Source organism: Pseudomonas sp. YH-1 (assembly GCF_051990045.1).
Taxonomy (GTDB): Bacteria; Pseudomonadota; Gammaproteobacteria; order Pseudomonadales; family Pseudomonadaceae; genus Pseudomonas; species Pseudomonas nicosulfuronedens.
This window is the reverse complement of record NZ_CP178184.1, coordinates 2,974,379-2,993,391: the sequence shown is the minus strand read 5'-3', so window position 1 is coordinate 2,993,391 and position 19,013 is coordinate 2,974,379. Positions and strand designations below refer to the sequence as shown.

The following is a 19,013-nucleotide window of genomic DNA, read 5'->3' as shown; positions in this document are numbered from 1 at the left end:
GATGGGACGAGGGAGTATAGCCAGCACTCCGGGCGTGTTCAGGCGTTGACCATGAAGGGTTCCGGGTCGCCGCAGCCGACGCGCACGACCACCGGGTCTTCGTCGGTCAGGGCGATCACGGTGGAGGCCTCGCCGCCGCCAAAACCGCCGTCGATGATCAGGTCGACCAGGTGTTCCAGCGAATCGCGCATTTCGTACGGATCGTTCAGCGGCTCGCTCTGGCCGGGCAGGATCAGGCTGACGCTCATCAGCGGCTCACCCAGTTCCTCCAGCAGCGCCAGGGCGATCGGGCAGGCCGGCACGCGCAGGCCGATGGTGCGGCGCTTGGGGTGCAGCAGCATGCGCGGCACTTCACGGGTGGCGTTGAGGATGAAGGTATAGGGGCCGGGTGTGTGCGCCTTGAGCAGACGGAACAGGCCGGTGTCGACCTTGGCGTAGAGGCCGAGTTCGGATAGGTCGCGGCAGACCAGGGTGAAATTGTGCTTGTCGTCCAGCCGGCGGATGTGGCGGATGCGCTCCACGGCTGACTTCTCGCCGATGCGGCAACCCAGCGCGTAGGACGAGTCGGTGGGATAGACGATCACCCCACCCTGGCGGACGATCTCCACGGCCTGCTTGATCAGGCGCGCCTGGGGATTTTCCGGGTGGATCTGAAAGAACTGGCTCATGGAGTCTCCTTGATCCCGATGGCGTTCTCGGCGCTGGCGAAGCGCGGCCAGAGCGGCGCCAGGTCTTCCGGCACGCTCCGGTAAAGGCCCAGCTCCGACCAGTCGCTGGGGCCGTGGAAGTCGCTGCCGGCGGTGACCATCAGGCCGAATTCGCGGGCGAGGATGCTCAGCACGCCGACCTGCTCGGCCGGCTGCGGGCCGTTGCAGACCTCCAGCGCATGGCCGCCGGCGGCGATGAAGTCGGCCACCAGCTTGCGCCGTTTGGTGCGGGTGAAGTCGTACTGGTACGGATGCGCCAGGCTGATCCAGGCGCCCGCCGCGCGCAGCGTGCCGACGGCGTCGGCGAGGCTCGGCCAGTGCTGCTTGACGTCGCCCAGCTTGCCGGCGCCCAACCACTTGCGGAAGGCCTCGGCGCGGTCCTTGACGTAGCCCTGGCGCAAAAGAAACTCGGCGAAGTGCGGGCGCGCCGGGGCGTTCTCGCTGTCGCCCAGTTCGGCCTGGATCGCCCGCGCGCCCTCGAAGGCGCCGGGCATCCCCTTGGCCTCCAGGCGCCTGCCGATTTCCTCGGCGCGGGTCCAGCGGGCACGGTGCAGGTCGTCCAGCGCCTTCACCAGCGGCTCGGCCGTCACGTCGAAACCGTAGCCCAGCACATGAATGGTCGCCCCGCCCCAGGTGCAGGACACCTCGACGCCGTCTACCAGCTCCATGCCCAGCGCCTGCGCGGCGCGACGCGCCTCGGGCAGGCCGTCAAGGGTGTCGTGGTCGGTCAGCGCCAGCACGCGCACGCCGCGCCCATGGGCACGCTCGACCAGGGCCGTCGGGCTGAGCTGTCCGTCGGACGCGGTGCTGTGGCAGTGCAGATCGACTCGCATGGGGCTTCCAGGGAATACAGGGGGTGGCTTGGTGTCGGAATGGATTTCTGTCGGGATAGCTTTCTGTATAGACGCTTCTGTGCCAACGCTCCCGCGGCAATGGATTGAAACCATGATCTGACGCAGCGTTGGGCGGATGGCTCTTTCAGTTCATCCGCAGGTTGGTATTATGCCGGCTCTACTGGGCTCTGGCTGCCGTAATGAAGCAATTCATCGATTTCATTCCCCTGATTCTCTTCTTCATCGTCTACAAGATGGCTCCGGCGGAGGTGCAGTTCGCTGGCCATACCTTCGAGCCGATCTACACCGCAACCGCCATGCTGATCGCCTCCTCAATCGTGGTCTACGGCGCGCTGCTGGTCATCCAACGCAGGCTTGATAAGGCGCAATGGCTGACCTTTGGCGCCTGCCTCGTGTTCGGTGGCCTAACTCTCGCCCTCCACCAGGACGCCATTCTCAAGTGGAAGGCGCCGGTGGTGAACTGGCTGTTCGCCTTGGCCTTTGCCGGCAGCCACTTCGTCGGTGACCGCCCGTTGATCCAGCGGATCATGGGCCACGCGGTGCACCTGACCGATTCCCTCTGGGCGAAGCTGAATATCGCCTGGGTAGTGTTCTTCCTGATTTGCGGGTTTGCCCAGCTGTACGTCGCTTTCACCTTCCCTAGCATCTGGGTGGACTTCAAATTATTTGGCAGCCTGGGCATGACCCTGCTGTTCCTGATCGGCCAGGGCGTGTTCCTGGCCCGCCACATGCACGATGAACCTACCGGCGAAAAACCCAAGGACTGACATGCTCTACGCGATCATTGCCCGTGATATCACCGCTTCCCAAGAACGCCGCCTGGCCGCCCGTCCCGCGCACATCGCACGCCTGGAGCAGCTGAAGGAAGAAGGCCGCCTGGTACTGGCCGGCCCGCACCCGGCCATCGACAGCAACGACCCGGGCGCCGCCGGCTTCACCGGCAGCCTGATCGTCGCTGAGTTCGACTCCCTGGCTGCCGCACAAGCCTGGGCCGACGCCGACCCGTACCGCGCCGCCGGCGTCTATGCCGAAGTCGTGGTCAAGCCGTTCAAGAAAGTCCTGCCCTAACAGCGCGCGAGCGTTGCACCCCGAGGCACGGAGCGCCACGGGGCATCGCAGCCGGACAGCGCCGGGATGGCCATGGACGGCGGCACATCATCGAACAAGGAGTGCCGATGCGCCGTTTGCCCCTGCTCGCCTGCCTCGCCCTGTCGCTGCCCGCCCTCGCCGAAGAGCCCGTCACGGAGCAACCGGCGCAAAGCGCTGTCCAAGCATCAGCTCAACCGCCGGCCGCCAATCCTGAACTGGAGCAACGCCTGGCCGACAGCGAACGGCAGCGTGCCGAACTGGCCGCCCAACTGGCCAACCCGGATAACAGCCAGGACGAAGCCCGCATCGCCCGCCTCACCCAGGAAAACCAGCGCTTGAAGCTGCAACTGCGCGAGGCCCAGGCCAACCAGCCGCCGCGCCTGCTCAGCGAGCAGCAGACCTGGTACGTGACCGGTGCCGGTACCGCCCTGCTGGCGTTCGTCCTGGGTATGCTGAGCCGTGGTCGCCGCCGTTCGCGCCGCGAATGGATCAACTGAAAGAAGCCTCTTCATGAGTGAACTGCTGCTGATCGACGACGACGTCGAACTCTGCGAACTGCTGACCACCTGGCTGACCCAGGAAGGCTTCAGCATCCGCGCCGCCCACGATGGTGCGCAGGCCCGCGCCGCGCTGGGCAGCCGCGCGCCAGACGCGGTCGTGCTCGACGTCATGCTGCCCGACGGCAGCGGCCTGGAACTGCTCAAGTCGCTACGCAGCGACCACCCGGACCTGCCGGTGCTGATGCTCTCCGCCCGCGGCGAGCCGCTGGACCGCATCCTCGGACTGGAACTGGGCGCCGACGACTACCTGGCCAAGCCCTGCGACCCCCGCGAGCTGACCGCCCGCCTGCGCGCCGTGCTGCGCCGCAGCCACCCGGCGCAACCCGCCGCGCAGCTGGAGCTGGGCGACCTGGCGCTGAACCTGTCGCGCGGCGTGGCCACCATCGGCGCCGAAGAAATCAGCCTCACCCTCTCCGAGAGCCGCATCCTCGAAGCCCTGCTGCGCCAACCCGGCGAGCCGCTGGACAAGCAGGCCCTGGCGCAGCTCGCGCTGGGCCGCAAGCTGACCCTGTACGACCGCAGCCTGGACATGCACGTCAGCAACCTGCGCAAGAAGCTCGGCAGCCACCCCGACGGCCGCCCGCGCATCCTCGCCCTGCGCGGGCGCGGCTACTTCTACGCCGCCTGAACCTTCACCATCAAGAACGCCCGGACCGCTCTGGTCCGGGCTTCGTAAAGATTCCAGCAGGGCTTCACGTAATCTTTACCGAAGCTTTACGTGGGACTGACCGCCCTTGACCTTGCCGACCCTAGACTGGGCTCATCCGGTAACGACCGGCCCCTGAAAGGAGAAACACCATGCGCAAGACCCTGACCGCCCTGCTGATCGCCGCCGCCCTGCCGACCGTCGCGCTGGCGGCCACTCCCGCGCCGACCGACGCTCCGCCGCCGGCCCCGTTCATGAAAGACCATGGCCCGGGCATGCACGGCCAGCGTGGCGACCACGGCGGCCCGTTCCGCGAACTGAACCTGACCCAGGACCAGCGCCAGCAGATCGGCAAGCTGATGGGCGACTCGATGAAAGATCGCCGCGCCATCACCGAGAAATACTGGAACAAGCTGCCCGAGGCCGACCGCAAGGCCATGCAGGAAGAGCTCAAGGCCAACCACGACAAGACCGACGCCAGCGTCCGCGGCCTCCTCACTCCCGAGCAGCAGAAGAAGTTCGACGAGCTGAAGAAGCAGCGTGAACAACGCAAGGCCGAATGGGCCGAGTTCCAGACCTGGAAGGCCCAGAAGGACGGCGCCAAGACCAACTGATCGCTCCAGGCAGTGCAGGCGCCGGGTTCTTACCCGGCGCCTTGCCGTGGAGCGCCTGACAACGGATAGACCATGCGGCTGAACAGGAAGACCATGCGTTCACTCTTCTGGCGGATCCTCGCCGCCTTCTGGCTCGCGCTGTTGCTGGTGGCCGGACTGTCGATCCTGCTGGGCCGCGCCCTGAACCAGGACACCTGGGTCATCGCCCGTTATCCAGGGCTGCACGACATTGCCAAGCAATGGACCCTGCTCTACGAAACCAAGGGTCCGGATGCAGCACAACAGCTGCTGGAAAGTCGTCGACAGCAGTACGAGCTATCGGTGCAGGTGCTCGACGAAACCGGCCAGCGCCTGGTCAACGGCACCTACCTGCCGCGCCCACCGCGTCCACGCGACAACAACTTCGACCGCGAGAACATGCCGCGTTTCCCCTGGCGTCAGCTGAGCCAGGAGTACACCAGCAGCCGCACTGACCAGACCTACCTGTTCATCTACCGAATCCCCCATCCGACGCTGCAGGCCTGGCACCGCAGCAGCCTGCTGTGGCCGCTGAGCGCCCTGGGTATCGCGCTGGTGGTACTGACCGTGTTCAGCCTGCTGCTGACGCTGTCCATCACCCGCCCGCTGAACCGCCTGCGCCGCGCCGTACATGACCTCGGCCAGACCAGTTATCAACAGGACAGCCTCGCCCGCCTCGCCCGCCGTGGCGACGAACTGGGCGTGCTGGCCCGCGACTTCAACCGCATGGGCGCCCGTCTGCAAGGGTTGATTGGCAGCCAGCGCCAGCTGCTGCGCGATGTGTCCCATGAACTGCGCTCACCGCTGGCACGCCTGCGCATCGCCCTGGCGCTGGCCGAGCGTGCCGGTCCCGAGCAGCGCGCCGCCATGTGGCCGCGCCTGGAGCAGGAGTGCGACCGTCTGGAAGCGCTGATCGGCGAAATCCTCGCCCTCGCCCGCCTCGACGCCGAGCCCGGCCCGACCAGCCGCATCGACCTGCTGCCGCTGTTCGAGCGCCTGCGCAACGACGCGCAACTGCTTTACCCGGAACAGGACATCCAGCTCGACATCGCCCCGCAACTGGCCCTCGACGGCTGGCCGGACATGCTCGAACGCGCCCTCGACAACCTGCTGCGCAACGGCCTGCGTTTCAACCCGGCGGAGCAGCCGCTGGAAGTACAGGCGCGGATCGACGGCGAACGCCTGCACATCAGCGTGCGCGACCATGGCCCCGGCGCCAGCGAGGAACACCTGGCGCAACTGGGCGAACCCTTCTTCCGCGCTCCCAACCAGAGCAGCCCCGGCCATGGCCTGGGCCTGGCGATTGCCCGACGCGCCATCGAGCGCCACCACGGACGGCTGCGCCTGAGCAACCATCCCGAGGGTGGATTCGTCGCCAGCATCGACCTGCCGCTGCGCCGCCAGGGCGCCTGAACCGAGCGCATTTTCGGAGAGCCACCATGAGCCTACCCGCCTTCGCTACCCCGATTCCCGCCCTGCAACGGCCGCTGCCGCCGGCTACCCTGCTGCGCAGCGAACCCTACGACGATCCGCAGTACCTGGTGCTGGCGGTGGAACTGGCGCGCCTCGCCACGCAATGGCGCGCACGCTGGCCGGGCCTGCGCCTGAGCCTGCCGCAAAGCGGCACCTGGCCACTGGAAAGCTGGCCGGATGCGCTGGGCGAAGCGTTGGACGCCGTGCTGGAAGGGGCGCTGGCGCGCCATCCGCATGCTGCGTTGGAGCTGTCGCTCAGTTCAGCACGCGGTGAGCTGCGTCTGGATCTGCAAGGCTACGACCCACAGGCGCGGGCCTGGCTGCCGGAAGCCCTGCCTGCAGCGCGACGCCTGGCCGTCTGGCAGGGCGGGCACCTGCTCTGGCGCGCCCCACGTCCTGGCAAGCATGGCGGCTGGAAGGTTCGCCTGGAACTGCCGCTCAGCCCCGCCAGGCGCTGACGAATTCGGCCGGGTCCAACGGCGCCGGGCGGCGCAGTTCGCCAATCGGCGTCCCGAGGTAGATGAAACCGACGATGCGCTCGTTCTCGGCCAGGCCCAGGCCTTCGCGCACCAGCGGATCGAACGCCATGGCGCCGGTCCGCCACATCGCTCCCAATCCTTCGACGTAGGCCGCCTGGATGATGCCGTGGGCGGCGCAACCCGCCGCCAGCCACTGCTCGATTTCCGGCACCTTGGGGTGATCCTGCAGACGCGCTACGGCCACCACCAGCAACGGCGCGCGCAGCGGCATGGCGCGAGCCTTGTCCAGCGCCTCGGGCTTGCCGTCCGGCTCATTCGCCGTCACGGCGCGGGCGAACAGCTCTCCCAGCGCCTTGCGCGCCTCGCCTTCCACGGTGAGGAAGCGCCAGGGGCGCAGTTGCCCGTGGTCCGGGGCGCGCAAGGCGCTGCGGAACAGGCGGTCCAGCTGCTCGGCAGACGGTGCCGGCTCGCTCAGGCGAGCATGGGACACACGGTTGAGCAACGCGTCGAGAGCCTCCATGGGCTGCCTCCAGTCAATCTCGAAAGCCGCCATTGTAGACGCAAAAGGTTCGCATTTTCCCAGCAAAGACAGCGCCAGCCTTTCCCGCTCAACTTGTAAAGCGGAACGGAGTCACGCGGTTTACTCTCGCCAGACGGCAGGTAGAATGGCCGGTTCCCGTCATTCCAGAACTCCAGCGCATGGCCCTGCCGACACTACGTACCCTCGGATTCATCATCGGCATCTTCGTGATTACCCTGGCGGTCGCCATGCTGGTCCCCATGGCCACGCTGCTGTATTACGGCCGCGCCAACGAGCTGCACCCGTTCATCTGGTCGGCGATCATCACCTTCACCTGCGGGCTGGGCATGGTCATCCCGGGTCGCCCGGAACATGTGCACCTGCGCCCGCGGGACATGTACATGCTCACCGTATCGAGCTGGGTGATCGTCTGTTTCTTCTCCTCCCTGCCCTTCATGTTCGCCCGGCACATCAGCTTCACCGACGCGATCTTCGAGAGCATGTCGGGCATCACCGCCACCGGCTCGACCGTGCTATCCGGGCTGGACAAGATGTCCCCCGGCATCCTCATCTGGCGCTCGCTGCTGCACTGGCTGGGCGGTATCGGCTTCATCGCCATGGCGGTGGCGATCCTGCCGATGCTGCGCATCGGCGGCATGCGCCTGTTCCAGACCGAATCCTCCGACCGCTCCGACAAGGTCATGCCGCGCTCGCACATGGTGGCCAAGTACATAGTCGGGGTTTACGTGGCCATCACCATCGCCGGTACCCTGGCGTTCTGGTGGGCCGGCATGGGCCTGTTCGACTCGCTCAACCACGCCATGTCGGCGATCTCCACCGGCGGCTTCTCCACCTCCGACCAATCCCTGGCCAAGTGGCACCAGCCCGCGGTGCACTGGGTGGCGGTGGTGGTGATGATCCTGGGCAGCATCCCCTTCGTGCTCTACGTCTCCACCCTGCGCGGCAACCGCAAGGCGCTGATCCGCGACCACCAGGTGCACGGCTTCATCGGCCTGCTGGTCTTCACCTGGCTGGTGATGGGCACCTGGTACTCGGTGAACTCCGACCTGCCCTGGCTGGACGCCTTCCGCATCGTTGCAGTGAACGTCACCTCGGTGATGACCACCACCGGCTTCGCCCTGGGCGACTACAGCCTGTGGGGTCACTTCTCGATCATGCTGTTCTTCTACCTGGGCTTCATCGGCGGCTGCTCCGGCTCCACCGCCGGCGGCATCAAGATCTTCCGCTTCCAGGTGGCCTTCACCCTGCTGCGCGCCAGCCTCTACCAGCTGATCCATCCGCGCGCGGTGATCAAGCAGAGCTACAACGGCCATCGCCTGGACGAAGAGATCGTGCGTTCGATCCTGACCTTCTCGTTCTTCTTCGGCGCCACCGTCGGTGCCCTGGCGCTGGGCCTGTCGTTCCTCGGCCTGGACTGGATGACCTCGCTGACCGGCGCGGCCAGCACCGTGGCCGGCGTCGGTCCGGGCATGGGCCCGATCATCGGCCCCTCGGGCAACTTCGCCTCGCTGCCGGATGCCGCCAAATGGCTGCTCTGCGCCGGCATGCTGGCGGGCCGCCTGGAGATCATCACCGTGCTGGTGCTGTTCACTCCGGCGTTCTGGCGGCACTGATCGCCCCTGCAACCCGGGTTGCAGGTTGAGCACGTCGTAGCATGGCGTGGAGCGCAGCGATACTCATCAATCCTGGCACGGGCAGCATGGGTATCGCTGCGCTCCACCCATCCTACTGATCTGGCGTCAAGCGGTTCGCGAGCAAGCTCGCTCCTACAACCAGCCGATTGACGCCAGAGGAATCACAACTCCTCGCGATACTCCCCTGGCGTCTTGCCGAACCAGCGGCGGAAGGCGCGGAAGAAGTTGCTCGGCTCAGAGAACCCCAGCAGGTAGGCGATTTCCAGCAGCGTCATGCGCGGCGTGGCGAGGTACTGCTGGGCCAGCTCGCGGCGGGTGTCATCTAGCAACTGCTGGTAGCTGGTGCCCTCTTCCTGCAGGCGACGCTGCAGGGTGCGCTCGGACAGGTGCAGCGCCTGGGCCACGCTCTCGCGCTTGGGCTCGCCCTGGGGCAGCAGGCGGCACAGTACCTGACGCGTCTGGTGGCTGAAGCGGCTGCTGACGAAGCGCGCCAGGTATTCCCCGGCGAAACGATCGTGCAGGCGCGCCAGCTCCTCGTTGGCGGTAGGCAGCGGCGCGGCCATGTCTTCGTGGGAAAACAGCATGGCGCAGTCGGCATGGCCAAAGCTCAGCGGCGCCTGGAACAGCTCCCGGTAAGGCTCGACGTTCTGCGGCGCGTCTCCGGCCAGACGCACCTCCAGCGGTTTGATGGCCCGCCCGGTGATCCAGCGCAGCATGGCGATCAGGCTGGCCAGCGAGCACTCGGCGCTCTGTCGCGGCACTGGCAAACGGTCGCCGTGGACCACGATGCGGTACAGGCAGCCCTCAGGCAGACGGCGGAAGGTCAGGTCGGCGCCCTCGGCGATGATCCGCTGGTAGCGCTCCAGGCGCTCGAACCCCTCGCCCAGGTTGCGGCTGGACATCAGCGCATAGCCCACCACCGGGAACGCCGGCGTGTGCACGCGGGCGATGTTCAGGGCGATGGCCGGGTTGCCGGACAGCTCCACGGCCCGGTTCCACAGGCGGCTCATGGCGTCCTGCGGAAAGCGCGCATCGGGATCGTCGAGGGCAGCAAAATCCAGCCCCAGTTCAGCGAACAGCGCTCGGCTGTCGAGACCCTCCAATTCCAGGGACTGGACGATTCCCCGCACCCAGCTGGACAGGGTCGTACGCTCAGGCATGCTCGGCTCGTCTTGCTCGATTATTGTTCTGGCCACTTCCACCCGCTCAGCAGGCGAACGCGGTATCACCCCACGCGGTACCCGTCCGACCGGGGGCGCCGCCCAGTGTATAGAACGAGCAGGCCAGCGCAACGCCCGCGGGGTCAGCCGACCGGAACGGGAATGCTGATGTCGACGAAGATGAACACGCCGGTCAGGCCCAGGTTGCAGAGCGCAATCAGGCGCGCCATCCAGTCACGCGCGAAGAAGGCCAGCAGGGGCAGAACGATCAGCACCAGATTCAATCCTGCCCAACCATTGAGCAGCGACTCGTGCCAGAAATACTGCGTCTCGACCAGGTTCAACAAGTAGTAGAGCGCGATGAACATCAGCGCCCAACGACCGTGCTGACTGAAGAGTTCCCGAGGGTCCTCGCCGGGCTTGAGTTCATGGTTGGGAAGGATCAGCGCGGCGGTGAAGTAGAGCAGCAAAGGCGAGCTGATGAGGGTGAGGAAGGTCAGGAACGTCCACTGTTTGACGATCTGGCTGAAGTCGGCGAACGCCCACCACTGTTCCAACTGTGTGGCGAAAACACAGGCGGCCCAGGACAGCGCCACCCAATCCATACCGGCAGTCCCGCGCGAGCGGATAGCCGCCGCCACACTGGACAGTACCCGGGTGATACCCAGCCCCAGCAGCATGCCGAACACGACCGCCGCCCATTTGAATTCAGCTATGTCCACTCCGGCACTTTCCTTTCCAGTTGATCCAGGCGCCAATCCGACTGGCAGCGCGCGGACACTAAACTGGCACCCAGGGTCACCCGCAAGCGCGGGAGCGGGCCTAAACTGAAGGGATCACAAGAACAGGAAGTGCGTCATGAGCACCCAGACCGCCGATCGATTCCAGAGCTTTGCCGAGTTCTACCCCTACTACCTGCAGGAACACAGCAATGCCGTGTGCCGACGCCTGCACTACGTGGGCAGCCTGCTGGTGCTGTCGATCCTCGCCTACGCCCTCGTCAGCGGGCACTGGCTGTGGCTGCTGGCCATGCCGCTGGCCGGCTACGGCTTCGCCTGGGTCGGCCACTTCGTGTTCGAGAAGAACCGCCCGGCCACCTTCAAATACCCGTTGTGGTCGCTGATGGGCGACTGGGTGATGCTCAAGGATGCCTTCACCGGGCGCATCCGCTTCTAAGCCATTGAGCGGTCAGCGCGCGGCGTTACGCAGCGACGCGCGCTCGAACAGCAGCGCCTGCACTTCCCCGCCGGCATGCTGGGCGATGCGTCGCCAGTTGGCGGGCACATCGGGAATCTCCTCGTCGTTGTAGCGGCTCATCACCAGCCACACGCGCCCCTCGTCGTGGGGCAGGTCGGCCAGGCGGTCGACGAAGCTGTGCTGGCGATCATCGATCAGCGAGCCGAAGCCGTAACGGCCCGGCCGTCCGGACGAACCATCCGGCGCCGGCGCGGTGTACAGCAGCGGCTCGCTGCCGGTGCGGTTGTAGTAACGGAACGCCAGGTACCAGAGGATATCGTCCACCACCACCCGGTCACCGGCTCGGTAATGGGCGTTGACGTAGGCGACCATGCCGTCGAACTGCTCATCCGGGGCTGTCTGGTAGGCGCGCGCCAGTCCCAGGCCTTGCAGGCTCAGCAATGTCGCCAGCGTCACGACTCCCAGCGCCCGCCGCAACTCCAGCAAGCGGTCCAGCGCCAGCGCGAACAGCAGCGGCAGGCCCAGCGCGAAGGCCGTCAGGTAGCGTTCGACGAACACCGGCGAAATGAAGGACGCGGCGTACAGCAACAGCAGCGGCAGGCCGACGTAGAGCGACAGCAACAGGCCGGCGCGCTGGCGTCTGTGATCCCGACGCAGCACCAGCAGCATCGCCCCCACCACCAGCAACGGAACGCCCACCAACAGTGGCCAGAGCAGCTCATTGCCATCCGACTGTGCCAGCCATTGCCAGAGCATCGAGGGGACGGAGCGGGCATCCACCGGCGGCTCCCAGCCCACGTCGCCACCGGCGACCAGCACCTCCATGTGGCGAACCAGGTCCAGCAGGCCCGGCAGCCAGGGCAGGAACAGCACGGCGATGGCCAGGTTGGCCAGCCACCAGTCACGGCGGCGCAGCGGACTGTTCGGCAGCGTCGCCAGCCAGACCCAGTGCACCAGCAGTCCGAACAGGCTGAAGTAGTGGGTATAGAACGCCGCCGTCATCAGCAGCACGTAGGCCAGCAGGCAGCGCCGTCGCCCCTCCTCCCGCCAGTAGAGCAAGGCCAGGGTTGCCGCCAGCAGCCAGCAGCCGAGCAAGGAATACATGCGCACTTCCTGGCTGTAGCGCACCGCCGTGGGCAACAGCGCCAGCAGCAGGACAGCGAGCAAGGCTGCGCGGCGACTGGCGATCCTCCAGGCCAGCCAGCCACCGAGGAAGACCGCCAGCGTGCCGAACACGGCGCTGAGCAGGCGCAGCGACAGCGCGCTCTCGCCGAACAACGCGGTCCACAGGTGCAGCAGGTAGAAGTACAGCGGCGGATGCACGTCATGGGCAGCGTGCTGCCAGAGTTGCACTGGCGAATAGCGGGCGAGGAACAGGCTGGAGCTTTCGTCTCCCCAGATGGCCGAGCCCGTCAGCCCGTACAGCCGCAGGCCCAGCGCGAGGGCCAGCAGCGGCAGGAACCACCACTGGCGCAACAGGACCAGTAGACTCAGGGGCTCGCGGGAAGACATCACAGCCTCGCAGGGAGAAACGTCCGTGCCGCTGAGTGTACGTCAGCCGCGCCCGGCTTACCGGCGGATCAGCAGTTCCCGCGCGCGGGCCTGGTCTTCCGGCGCCAGCTCCGCGAGCAGCTCCACCTCCCCGGCAATCAATGCCCCCACCGGCACGCCATCGCGATAGAGCACGCGGTTGCCGCTCACGGCTGGCACCTTGCGTCCCGGCAGCAGGGTGCCGGCCAGGTTCAGCGGGTCGACCGCCGAGACCACCACCCAATCGCCGCTCGTTTCACGGCGGCGCACTTCGCGCAGCAGGCCAACGGCTTCGGGCAGGGCGAACTGCTCGCCGGTCAGCCCGGCGACGAATCGCCCGCCGCGGATTTCCCCGCGCGCTTCCAGGCGATGGTAGACCCGCAGCAGATCGCGCCACGGCGGCAACCAATCGGCCTCGCGGTCCAGCAAACGCCAGCAGACCACGCCGTAGCGGCGCAGCAGGGTCATGGCGACATGTTCGAGCACTTCCGCTGGCAATCGCGCGCCCGGCTCCAGCGTGGAACGGCGCAGCAGTGCCCAGCGCCCGGCATCGGCCATGCCGAACAGCGGCGTACGCGAGCGACGCTGCGGATGGCGCCGCGCGGCCGGCATCAGCAGAGCGCGCAGCCCCGCGAAGCTGTCGGCATTCACCCGCCCCGCCGCTACCAACTCGCCCAGCACGGTTTCCAGTTCGGTGCGCAGCAGGTGGCTGTCACTGGCCAACTCTTCGAAGAAGGACGCGCCGTGCTCCTTGAGCACCTCCAGCACCTTGCTGGCCTTGGCGGACAGCTCGGCATCCGCCTGCCCCGCGCTCAACGCACTCCACTGCGCCATCTGCGCACGCGGCAGCAGCACGATGGGCGTGCTTTTCAGCGGGCCGCCACGCCCCTTCGAGGTGGTTCGGCCCGGCAGGCGCGCCCAGACGATACGACCGGCACGGCACAGATCGTCCAGCCAGTTGATTCCGTAGTCGGCTACACGACTGGGCAGGATGTCGCTTTCCCAGGCACTGGCGGCGGCCTGGAAGCCTTCCAGTTGGCTGAGCACGCCGGCCAGGGACTCCGCACCGCGCACTCGCGACCCAGCGGATACCCGCTGCCAGTCGAACAGGAAACGCATGAAATCCGCCCGCGCCACCGGTTCGATCTCTCGGCGCAGGCGCTTGACCGTATAGCGATGGATGCGCGCCAGCAGGTGGCGCTCGCACCACTCCTCCTCGCTCGTGCCCGGCGTGAACCGACCGCGTAGCACGTAACCCTCGCGCTCCAGGCTGGCCAGGGCGAAGCCGGTATCGCCACTGGAAATGCCCAGGTCTTCCGCCAGCTCACGCAACAGTCGCGGGCCGAAGCCAGTCAGCCGCGCCCGCACCAGTTCGACCTGCGCCTCGTCCGCCGAGCAGGGTTCACGCAGTGCCGCAGGCAGATCGAGCCGGGGCTTCATCGCGACTTGAGGATGCAGGGCAAGCCATTGGCTGAGCCGTTCCGCTGCCACCCACACATCACCCGCCAGCAGCTCCAGGCGTGTCGCCCGCCCTGCCTTGGCCAATGACTTGAGCAATAAAGGCCAGCCCTCGTTGGATCGAGCCTCGCTCTCGCGGATGCCGCCCAGGCCGGTCAGCGCCTCATGCATTTCGTCGGCGTCGCGGGCTTCGGGCCAGGCCTCGGCGCGCACCGCGTCGATGGCTTCGGCATCCAGCGCGCCGAGGTCGTCGGCGCTTTCCGGATCGGTCCAGCGGCGGCTTTGCACGGCCTGGGTGCGGCGCTCTTCCAGCGGCGCATCGTCGAGGAAGGCGTACGGGCTGGCGGACAGCACTTCCGCCGCCAGCGGCGACGGAGCCGGCAGATCGCGCGCCAACAGGGTGATCTCGCTGCGCTCCATGCGACGCAGCAGATCGAGCCAGCCTTCGCTGTCCATCGCCTCGTGCAGGCAGTCGTCGAGGGTTTGCGCTACCAGTGGGTGATCGGGAATCTCGCGTTCGCCGACGATGTTCTCCAGACATGCCACCTGGTCGGGGAACACCGAGGCCAGCAGGTCTTCGCTGCGCATGCGCTGCAACTGCGGAGCGACCTTGCGGCCGCCGCTGTAACGCGGCAACGCCAGCGCGGTGGTGGCGTTCCAGCGCCAGCGCACGCCGAACAGCGGCGCGTCGAGCAACGCCTGGATCAGCACGTGCTCCGCGCTGTTGGAATGCAGGTAGCGCCAAACTTCGTCCAGCGGGAAGCTGTGGCTGGTCGACAGCGAGAGGATGATCGCGTCCTCGGTGGCGGCGGCCTGCAGTTCGAAGTTGAAGGTGCGGCAGAAACGTTTGCGCAACGCCAGGCCCCAGGCGCGATTGAGTCGGCTGCCGTAGGGCGAATGGATGACCAGCTGCATGCCGCCAGACTCATCGAAGAAGCGCTCGAGGATCAGCGTCTCCTGCGTGGGCAGCGCACCGAGGGCGTGGCGCGCGCGGGCCAGGTACTCCACCAGCTGACGCGCTGCCGCGTCGCTCAGGCCCAGCTCGTCCTGCAACCAGGTGATGGCCCGCTGCAAGGGAGCGTCGTCGTGCTCGCCCTGGGCCAGAAGTTCATCCAACTGCCCGCGCAGGCGCGCAACGCTGACGGACAGTTCGTCGGTGCGGCCCGGCGCTTCGCCGAGCCAGAAGGGAATGTTCGGCGGCTGGCCCTGGGCGTCCTCGACGCGCACGCGGCCCGGCTCCACGCGCAGGATGCGGTAGGAGATATTGCCCAACTGGAACACATCGCCGGCCAGGCTCTCCACCGCGAAGTCCTCGTTCACCGTGCCCACCGTGAGGCCCTGCGGCTCCAGCAGCACGGCGTAGTCGCCGGTATCAGGGATGGTGCCGCCGGAGGTCACGGCGGTGAGTTTGGCCCCGCGCCGGCCGCGCAGACGCTGGTGCACGGCGTCGCGGTGCAGGTAGGCGCCGCGCTGGCCGTTGCGGCTGGTGTAGCCCTCGGCAAGGGTGCGCAGCAGCGCGTCGAACTGCTCGCGGCTGAGGTCGACGTAGGGTTGCGCGGCGGTGAACAGCTCGAACAGCGCATCTTCGCACCATTCCTGGCAGGCCACTTCGGCGACGATCTGCTGGGCCAGCACGTCCAGCGGCGCGTGGGGAATGCTCAGCGCGTCCAACTCGTTGTGCCGCACGCTGTCGAGCAGCGCCACGCATTCGATCAGGTCGTCCCGCGAAGTCGGGAACAGCCGGCCCTTGGGCGTGCCGCCGACGCTGTGGCCGGAGCGCCCGACGCGCTGCAGAAAGGCAGCGATGGAGCGCGGCGAGCCGATCTGGCAGACCAGATCGACGTCGCCGATATCGATGCCCAGCTCCAGCGAAGCGGTAGCCACCAGCACTTTCAATTGCCCGGCCTTGAGCCGCCGCTCGGCGCCCAGGCGCAGTTCCTTGGACAGGCTGCCGTGGTGCGCCGCCACCCAGCCGGCGCCGATGCGCTCGGCCAGATGCCGGGTGACCCGCTCGGACAGCCGCCGGGTGTTGACGAACACCAGCGTGGTGCGGTGCTCGCCGGCCAGTTCGGCGAGGCGGTCGTAGACCTTGTCCCAGACCTCGTGGGACATCACCGCCTCCAGCGGCGCCGCCGGCACTTCCAGGTTCAGGTCACGCTCGCGGCTGTAGCCGATGTCGACGATACGGCAGGCCTGGTGGCGCCCTACCAGAAAGCCCGCCACTGCCTCGATGGGTTTCTGCGTGGCAGACAGGCCAATGCGCACCAGCGGTGCTTCGCACAAGGCCTGCAGGCGCTCCAGCGACAGCGCCAGATGGCTGCCACGCTTGCTGGCGGCCAGCGCATGGATTTCATCGATGATGACGCTGCGCGCGCCGGCGAGCATGGCGCGGCCGGAATCCGACCCCAGGAGGACGTAGAGCGATTCGGGCGTGGTAACGAGGATGTGTGGCACCTGCCGGCGCATGGCTTCGCGCTCGCTGGAGGTGGTGTCGCCGGTGCGCACTGCTGTGCGGATAGCCACCTCCGGCAGGCCCAAGTCCACCAGCGCCGCGCGGATGCCGGCCAGGGGCTCGTCGAGGTTGATGCGGATATCGTTGGACAGCGCCTTGAGCGGCGAGACATACACCACCGTGGTGCGGTCCGGCAGCGCGCCACCGTTTGCCAGCCCCTCGCGAACCAGGGCATCGATGGCCGAGAGGAAGGCAGTGAGTGTCTTGCCCGAGCCGGTGGGCGCCGCCACCAGGGTCGACTCGCCGGCCTGGATTGCCGGCCACGCCTGCACCTGCGCCTCGGTGGGAGCCTTGAAGTGCGCGCGAAACCAGCCGGCCACCGCCGGATGGAAAGCGGACAGCACATCGGCTCGCTGGGCGCGAGAGGAGGTTCGGGGAGCGGTCATGCCGACCAATATGGTGGTGCGCGAAGCCCGTCACAAGGACCACTGATCGCGCCTCGCCGCAGGCCGCGCCAGCCATTACTCTTCACTCATCCACCCGGCGGAATGACATTCGATGAGCGACCGTGATCGCGACTATTACTGGGAGCAGGTCCGGCAACAGAACCGGCAGAAGCCGCCCGAAGACCCAAAACGCAACTGGCGGATGCTGGTGAAGCCGTTGCTGTGGTTTCTCGTTCCGTTGCTGATCCTCGCCGCCGGCACCGCCCTGTGGCGCGATCCAGCCAGCCATGCCTGGCTGGCGGAGCGCTGGGTGGTGCTGCAAAGCCGGCTGGGCCTGTCTCCGACCGGAGTCGAGGCGGCGCCCGCGGCCTCACCCTATAGCGACAGCCCACGCAAGCTGTCCGACTGCATCAAGCCGGGGAATGTGATCGACGATGAGGTGCGGGCCTGCGTGAAGGGGTATCGGCCGAAGACCTGGTGACGGAGAGCCGTCGGCTCTGCCGATGAGTCACGGGCAGGGCGCGGTCAGGACTCCTCGTTGTGCCCCAACCCATGCATCCGCAGCTTGTTGGCAATGGTGGTGTGCGACACCCCCAGCCGCTTGCCCAGCTGCCGGCTGCTCGGGTGCTCGCGGTAGAGACGCTCCAGCACTGCCCTCTCGAACCGCCCGACAATGGCATCCAGTCCGCCGTCCAGGGAGAAGTCCCCCAGCGGATGCGGCGCGCCATAGTCCGGCAGGCGAATGTGTTCGGGGCGGATGGTGCCGCCTTCGCACAGTGAAACCGCCTGGAACAGCGCGTTCTCCAGCTGCCGTACGTTGCCCGGCCAGTGATAGCGGCCGAGGCGGTCCAGCGCCTGTGGCGAGAGCTTGGGCAGCGAACAGCCGATCTGCCGACTGGCCTGGTCGAGGAAGTGTTCCACCAGCGGTTCCAGGCCATCCAGGCATTCGCGCAGCGGCGGGATGTGCAGCGACAGCACGTTGAGGCGGTGGTAGAGGTCCTGGCGGAATTCGCCCTTGGTGCAGAGCTCGGACAGGTCCACCTGGGTCGCACAGATCACCCGCACGTCCAGGTAAACCTCTTCGTCGCTGCCCACGCGGCGGAAGCAGCCGTCCTGCAGGAAGCGCAGCAGCTTGGCCTGCAGGCGCGGGCTCATCTCGCCGACACCGTCGAGAAACAGCGTGCCGCCAGCGGTCAGCTCCAGCAGGCCGAGCTTGCCTTCCGGACGGGCGCCGTCGAAGGCGCCGGGGCCGTAGCCGAACAGTTCGGTCTCGGCCATGGATTCGGGCAGGCCGGCGCAGTTCAGCGCCATGAATGGCGACTGCCCGCGCGGGCTGGCGAGGTGGCAGGCGCGGGCCAGCAGCTCCTTGCCGGTGCCCGTCTCGCCTTCGATCAGCAGCGGCGCGTCCAGCGGCGCCATGCGCCGCGCTTCGCGGACCACGGCAGCCATCACCCGCGAACTCTGGAAGATGCTGTCGAAGCCGCGCAGCTCCAGGCGCCGTACGTTGTAGATGCGCTCGCCGACGCGGTCGGCACGGTGCAACGTAAGCACGGCACCGGCCAGCGCTTCGCTTTCGTCATGTTCGGTCTGTAGCGGCGCGATGTCGGCGAGGAACACATCGCCCTTCACCTTCACCCGCAGGCCATTGATGCGCGCCTTGTTGGCCCGCACCAGCTCCGGCAGGTCGAGGTCTTCGACGTAGCGTGACAGCGGGATGCCCGGAACCTCATCCACGCGCACACCCAGCAACTGCGCAGCGGCACGGTTACCGGCGACTATCTGCCCGGCCATGTCGATGGACAGCACCGGGAACTCCAGCGCCGCCAGCAGCGCATTCAGCTCCAGGTGGCGGCGTTCGCTGGGCATCAGGCCGACACGCTTGACGCCGAATACACCGGGCACCGCTTCGAGCTTGGGCTTGAGCGACTGGAACTGAAGGTTGATGAGGTTCGGGCAGAGCAGGTAGATGGCGTTGCCCTGCTCGCCGCCGACCTCGCCGCGGTTGACGTTGATGCCGTAGTCGACCAGCAGGTTAAGGATGTCGCGCAGGATACCGACGCGGTTCTGGCAGTGCACTTTGATGCGCATGGCGGGCCCGTGGTTGTCGTTGTGGTGGGCGCTCCGGCACGGATTTTCGCAAGGCGGCCGGAAATTA

Annotated in this window: 18 protein-coding genes; 10 read left to right on the top strand and 8 right to left on the bottom strand. The window is 67.2% G+C overall.

The features are described from left to right. Positions 1–38: 38 nt before the first annotated feature. Both ACKI1H_RS13965 and ACKI1H_RS13960 read right to left on the bottom strand, forming a co-directional pair. The gene (locus tag ACKI1H_RS13965; RefSeq protein WP_138522477.1) at positions 39–668 is read right to left on the bottom strand and encodes an L-threonylcarbamoyladenylate synthase; all 630 of its coding nucleotides are present in this window, start codon (positions 666–668) and stop codon (positions 39–41) included. Further along, positions 665–1,540 (bottom strand): PHP domain-containing protein, encoded by an 876-nt coding sequence (locus ACKI1H_RS13960; protein WP_138212803.1) that lies wholly within the window; start codon positions 1,538–1,540, stop codon positions 665–667. The genes ACKI1H_RS13965 and ACKI1H_RS13960 overlap by 4 nt, the downstream gene beginning before the upstream one ends. Positions 1,541–1,740: 200 nt before the next feature. On the opposite strand from ACKI1H_RS13960, the gene ACKI1H_RS13955 reads away from it, so the two are divergent. The 7 genes from ACKI1H_RS13955 to ACKI1H_RS13925 all read left to right on the top strand — a co-directional run bounded on the left by ACKI1H_RS13955 (position 1,741) and on the right by ACKI1H_RS13925 (position 6,419). Beyond that, complete coding sequence (locus ACKI1H_RS13955) at positions 1,741–2,328, top strand: septation protein A (RefSeq protein WP_138522481.1); 588 nt, start codon at positions 1,741–1,743, stop codon at positions 2,326–2,328. Position 2,329: 1 nt separating this feature from the next. Next, the gene (locus ACKI1H_RS13950; protein ID WP_037011035.1) at positions 2,330–2,629 is read left to right on the top strand and encodes a YciI family protein; all 300 of its coding nucleotides are present in this window, start codon (positions 2,330–2,332) and stop codon (positions 2,627–2,629) included. A gap of 107 nt (positions 2,630–2,736) precedes the next feature. Then, positions 2,737–3,147, top strand: a complete 411-nt coding sequence (locus tag ACKI1H_RS13945) for a translation initiation factor 2 (IF-2, GTPase) (RefSeq protein WP_440468637.1) — start codon at positions 2,737–2,739, stop codon at positions 3,145–3,147. A 13-nt stretch (positions 3,148–3,160) separates the two neighbouring features. Next, positions 3,161–3,838: a response regulator transcription factor gene (locus ACKI1H_RS13940; RefSeq protein ID WP_045210141.1), complete on the top strand. Its 678-nt coding sequence runs from the start codon at positions 3,161–3,163 to the stop codon at positions 3,836–3,838. A 170-nt stretch (positions 3,839–4,008) separates the two neighbouring features. Continuing rightward, positions 4,009–4,470 (top strand): Spy/CpxP family protein refolding chaperone, encoded by a 462-nt coding sequence (locus tag ACKI1H_RS13935; RefSeq protein WP_138522487.1) that lies wholly within the window; start codon positions 4,009–4,011, stop codon positions 4,468–4,470. A gap of 93 nt (positions 4,471–4,563) precedes the next feature. Then, a complete protein-coding gene (locus ACKI1H_RS13930; RefSeq protein ID WP_138522489.1) occupies positions 4,564–5,901 on the top strand; it encodes a sensor histidine kinase in 1,338 nt (445 codons plus the stop codon). Between the two features lie 26 nt (positions 5,902–5,927). After that, positions 5,928–6,419, top strand: a complete 492-nt coding sequence (locus ACKI1H_RS13925; protein ID WP_440468636.1) for a hypothetical protein — start codon at positions 5,928–5,930, stop codon at positions 6,417–6,419. Here ACKI1H_RS13925 and ACKI1H_RS13920 read toward each other — a convergent pair. Continuing rightward, complete coding sequence (locus ACKI1H_RS13920) at positions 6,400–6,960, bottom strand: nitroreductase family protein (RefSeq protein WP_440468635.1); 561 nt, start codon at positions 6,958–6,960, stop codon at positions 6,400–6,402. The two genes, ACKI1H_RS13925 and ACKI1H_RS13920, sit on opposite strands and share 20 nt — an antisense overlap. Positions 6,961–7,139: 179 nt before the next feature. On the opposite strand from ACKI1H_RS13920, the gene ACKI1H_RS13915 reads away from it, so the two are divergent. After that, a complete protein-coding gene (locus tag ACKI1H_RS13915) occupies positions 7,140–8,594 on the top strand; it encodes a TrkH family potassium uptake protein (protein WP_440468634.1) in 1,455 nt (484 codons plus the stop codon). A 182-nt stretch (positions 8,595–8,776) separates the two neighbouring features. On the opposite strand, the gene ACKI1H_RS13910 is transcribed toward ACKI1H_RS13915, so the two are convergent. Further along, entirely contained in the window at positions 8,777–9,775 is a 999-nt protein-coding gene (locus ACKI1H_RS13910) for an AraC family transcriptional regulator (RefSeq protein ID WP_138522496.1), read from the bottom strand. Positions 9,776–9,918: 143 nt separating this feature from the next. Beyond that, positions 9,919–10,464, bottom strand: coding sequence for a hypothetical protein (locus tag ACKI1H_RS13905; RefSeq protein ID WP_440468633.1), 546 nt, complete (start codon positions 10,462–10,464; stop codon positions 9,919–9,921). Between the two features lie 169 nt (positions 10,465–10,633). Between ACKI1H_RS13905 and ACKI1H_RS13900 the strand changes: the two genes are divergently transcribed. Next, entirely contained in the window at positions 10,634–10,951 is a 318-nt protein-coding gene (locus tag ACKI1H_RS13900; protein WP_081518014.1) for an Mpo1-like protein, read from the top strand. A 12-nt stretch (positions 10,952–10,963) separates the two neighbouring features. Here the strand turns inward: ACKI1H_RS13900 and ACKI1H_RS13895 are convergent, their stop codons facing one another. Beyond that, positions 10,964–12,484 (bottom strand): glycosyltransferase family 39 protein, encoded by a 1,521-nt coding sequence (locus ACKI1H_RS13895; RefSeq protein WP_440468632.1) that lies wholly within the window; start codon positions 12,482–12,484, stop codon positions 10,964–10,966. Positions 12,485–12,541: 57 nt separating this feature from the next. Next, positions 12,542–16,858 carry an Lhr family helicase gene (locus ACKI1H_RS13890; RefSeq protein ID WP_440468631.1) on the bottom strand — a complete coding sequence of 1,439 codons (4,317 nt, stop codon included), beginning with the start codon at positions 16,856–16,858 and terminating at the stop codon, positions 12,542–12,544. Between the two features lie 112 nt (positions 16,859–16,970). Between ACKI1H_RS13890 and ACKI1H_RS13885 the strand changes: the two genes are divergently transcribed. Continuing rightward, positions 16,971–17,339, top strand: coding sequence for a hypothetical protein (locus tag ACKI1H_RS13885; RefSeq protein ID WP_138522502.1), 369 nt, complete (start codon positions 16,971–16,973; stop codon positions 17,337–17,339). A 44-nt stretch (positions 17,340–17,383) separates the two neighbouring features. Here ACKI1H_RS13885 and ACKI1H_RS13880 read toward each other — a convergent pair whose 3' ends face one another. Beyond that, positions 17,384–18,946 (bottom strand): sigma-54-dependent transcriptional regulator, encoded by a 1,563-nt coding sequence (locus tag ACKI1H_RS13880; RefSeq protein WP_440468630.1) that lies wholly within the window; start codon positions 18,944–18,946, stop codon positions 17,384–17,386. Positions 18,947–19,013: the final 67 nt, after the last annotated feature.